The organism is Alkalibacterium iburiense, from assembly GCF_039521845.1.
In the GTDB taxonomy this organism is placed as follows: Bacteria; Bacillota; Bacilli; order Lactobacillales; family Carnobacteriaceae_A; genus Alkalibacterium; species Alkalibacterium iburiense.
Genome location: NZ_BAAACW010000086.1, coordinates 1 through 3,147, shown reverse-complemented (window position 1 = coordinate 3,147; position 3,147 = coordinate 1). Strand labels below are relative to the sequence as shown.

Here is a 3,147-nt window from a genome sequence, read left to right as displayed (position 1 = left end):
GGTTTATTTGGCATGGATATACAAGGGGCCACTACGCTCTTCGTGGTGAATATGAAGCGAATAATTAAGCTCAAGAGCGAGAATGAAGAAAAATTAATAGAAAACAAACAAAAATAATCAGTGCTACCTGTGTAAATGTCTTGAAATTTACCAGATAATCACTGATTATTTATTTTACCCATTTATAGCCCTTAAAAAGGGTTTCTTTTTCAGCACCCTCGCTTCGTCCATTAAGCCTTTTAATAGTTTTTTCCGATAATGACTAGTGAAAATGGGACGAAGCCCTTCATCAATGGTTAAAATCACATGGCGGTGAATACTACGGTACATGTCGTTTGATTGAATATCTGCCCATTTCTGTGCTTCTCCAACTGCGCAGGTGGGACAGAATTTCCCTTTACACCGAATCGGAACATGCTTAACATTTGGGCAAGCCTCACACTTATACACGCGGAATCCATTAGACAAATCCCCACAATGCAGAAACTTATCAACTTCTTTTCTAATAACTTGGCGTATCTTTCCTTTGTTATTTTTTAGAAAATTCTCCCAATTATTATTGTCCAGAAATATAGCTTTTAGTTTATTCATTTCTATGCGAATGCTTTTCTCTACCATACGTATAGTGTACCTTTAAATCCCCTCTCTTTTCAAATCAAGTGATAGTGATTAACGTTTGAGGTGATAGGCTTTCTAGCGGGTAAAACTTTATACTTTCCTATTCTACAAAAAAATATCAACTCCCTTTTGTACATATAGTGGAGTTGATACCTGTTAATTATTTAATTTTCTACCGAACTCTTTTACAGCTTTTAGTATAGGCCGTCTGTCTTCGCCCACTAAGCCAATCATTTCTACAAACAACTCCACTCCAATAAGCACGAATATAGTCAGAAGAATGGAGCCAATCAAGGTTGAAAAGCTATACAATAAAGCGATAACTGAAAAAATCGCAGCAACGCAGTAAATAGCCAAAACTGTTTGACGGTGAGACAATCCTAAATTCATTAACCGATGATGAATGTGATTTTTATCTGCCGTGGAAATGGATTGTCGGTTTAACTTCCGACGAATAATGGCAAACAGCGTATCCGTAACAGGGATACCTAAAATGACTATAGGTATGATTAATGAAATAAGAGTCGCATTCTTCAGTCCTTGTAGAGAGAAAACGCCAATCATAAATCCTAAAAACAAAGCTCCTGTATCGCCTAAAAAGATACTGGCTGGCTGAAAATTATAAGGCCAGAAACCAGCAATAGCCCCAATTAGTACAAAAATCATAATAGAGACAGACACTTCTGAAATGGTTAAAAAGAAGAAACCAATCACGCCCATTGTAGTCAAGGCTATAATGGAAATCCCGCTTGCTAGCCCATCTAGTCCATCTATTAGATTGATTGCATTTGTAAAACCAATAATCCATAAAATAGTAAATGGAAATTGCCATGATCCGAAATGAAGTGTGCCGATTAAAGGAATCGTCATGGTCTCTAAAGCGACATCCCCTAAAAAGTAAACGGCTAGTGCGCCTAATATAATGCCACTTAATTTCACTAGAGGTTTTAATTCGTATAAATCATCAATTATACCTGTTAAAATGATAATAGAAGATCCTGCAAAAAGAGGAAGCACTTGGCTTAAGGGTATCGGCAGCAAGAAAAAACAAGAGAGGAAAAAAGAAATAAAGATAGGGAGACCTCCCATAGTCGGTGTTTCTTTTTCATGTACCCTTCTCTCTTCGGGCTTATCCGTCACCTTTAGCTTTAAAGCTATCTTTTTAAATAGAGGGGTTAAAATAAGTGTATTAATCATTGTAAATATACAAACGAGTAATACAATAAACATATTATACATATCACTGCTCTTTTCATCATACTTTCTTTACATTATAGCATTGACGGACGAAAAAACTCAATTGCATTTCAGAGAGAACTAGATTAAACTAATTAAAAAGGTTTCCATTTTTAAAGGAATAAGAAAAGAGGTCGCTATGCGCTCAGAAAGACACATCAAAAAACAGAAAAGAAAAACTTGGATAAAGAGGATTATTCTTATTCTAGGTATCCTTATTTCTTTTGCAGTTGGAACTGCAGCCGGTTATTATGGAAACCTCATTCAGAATTTTCTCACAAATATTAGTGATGAAGCATCAGAAGAACCTGAAGATACGACAGAACAGGATGAAACAATAGCTGACCTGCACCCTATCTCTATTTTAATCTTAGGTTTAGATGATGTTGGGGGTGGACCTCAGCGCTCAGATACTATGATGGTGGCAACGATTAATCCTGAACAAGAATCGGTCAAACTGGTTTCTATTCCCCGTGACACCCTGATTACTCTTCCCGGGACAGATCGTTTGGAAAAATTTAATGCCGTTTATCCTATTTATGGGATAGAGGGGCTCAAAGATTTCGTTGAAGATTATTTACGTATTCCTATTCATTTTCATGCCACACTCAGCTTTCAAGGACTCGTTGATTTAGTAGATGCAGTAGGAGGTATAACGGTCGATTCTGATTTGTCCTTTACTGTGCAAGACAGTGAGGAAAATATGGATGCCATTGAAATTGAAGAGGGAATTCAGACTTTAGATGGGGAAAAAGCCTTAGGCTATGCTCGCATGAGAAAACAGGATCCGCGGGGGGATTTTGGCAGACAAGAAAGACAGCGTGAAGTGATTCAAGCTTTGGCAAACGAGGTTTTGTCTCTCCGCTCTTTTACAAATATCGCTCCTATATTAAATGCGATTAGCCCTAACTTATCAACAAACATGTCTTCTCAACAAATCATGTCGGTGGCTTCCAATTATAGCTCCGCCGCACAAAATATTGAATCAATGGAAATGTCTGGGGTGGCTGATTATGTGTACATCCCAACTTATAATCAGGAACTTTACGTCTGGCTTCCTTACGAAGAGACTCTCTCAACCATTCAAGAGACTCTTAGAGAACATATGGAATTAGATCCTCTTACAAATGGAGATGATACACTGTATGAAACCATTGAAGGGGGTCCCAATGAAGAAGATGAGGACGACATAGAATACGAATAAAAAGAGCAGCGGTATGAAATCGAGACTGCTGAAAAACCCCTATTCTACCTATGATTTCAATAGATAGAATAGGGGGTTTTTAGTATAAT

Annotated in this window: 3 protein-coding genes; 1 reads left to right on the top strand and 2 read right to left on the bottom strand. The window is 37.4% G+C overall.

Annotation, left to right across the window (positions count from 1 at the left end):
* Window positions 1–174: 174 nt before the first annotated feature.
* Both ABDZ53_RS07310 and ABDZ53_RS07305 read right to left on the bottom strand, forming a co-directional pair.
* Entirely contained in the window at window positions 175–618 is a 444-nt protein-coding gene (locus ABDZ53_RS07310) for a transposase zinc-binding domain-containing protein (RefSeq protein WP_343755071.1), read from the bottom strand.
* Window positions 619–774: 156 nt separating this feature from the next.
* Window positions 775–1,857 carry a glycosyltransferase family 4 protein gene (locus ABDZ53_RS07305; protein ID WP_343755069.1) on the bottom strand — a complete coding sequence of 361 codons (1,083 nt, stop codon included), beginning with the start codon at window positions 1,855–1,857 and terminating at the stop codon, window positions 775–777.
* Between the two features lie 136 nt (window positions 1,858–1,993).
* On the opposite strand from ABDZ53_RS07305, the gene ABDZ53_RS07300 reads away from it, so the two are divergent.
* Window positions 1,994–3,058, top strand: a complete 1,065-nt coding sequence (locus ABDZ53_RS07300; RefSeq protein WP_343755067.1) for an LCP family protein — start codon at window positions 1,994–1,996, stop codon at window positions 3,056–3,058.
* Window positions 3,059–3,147: the final 89 nt, after the last annotated feature.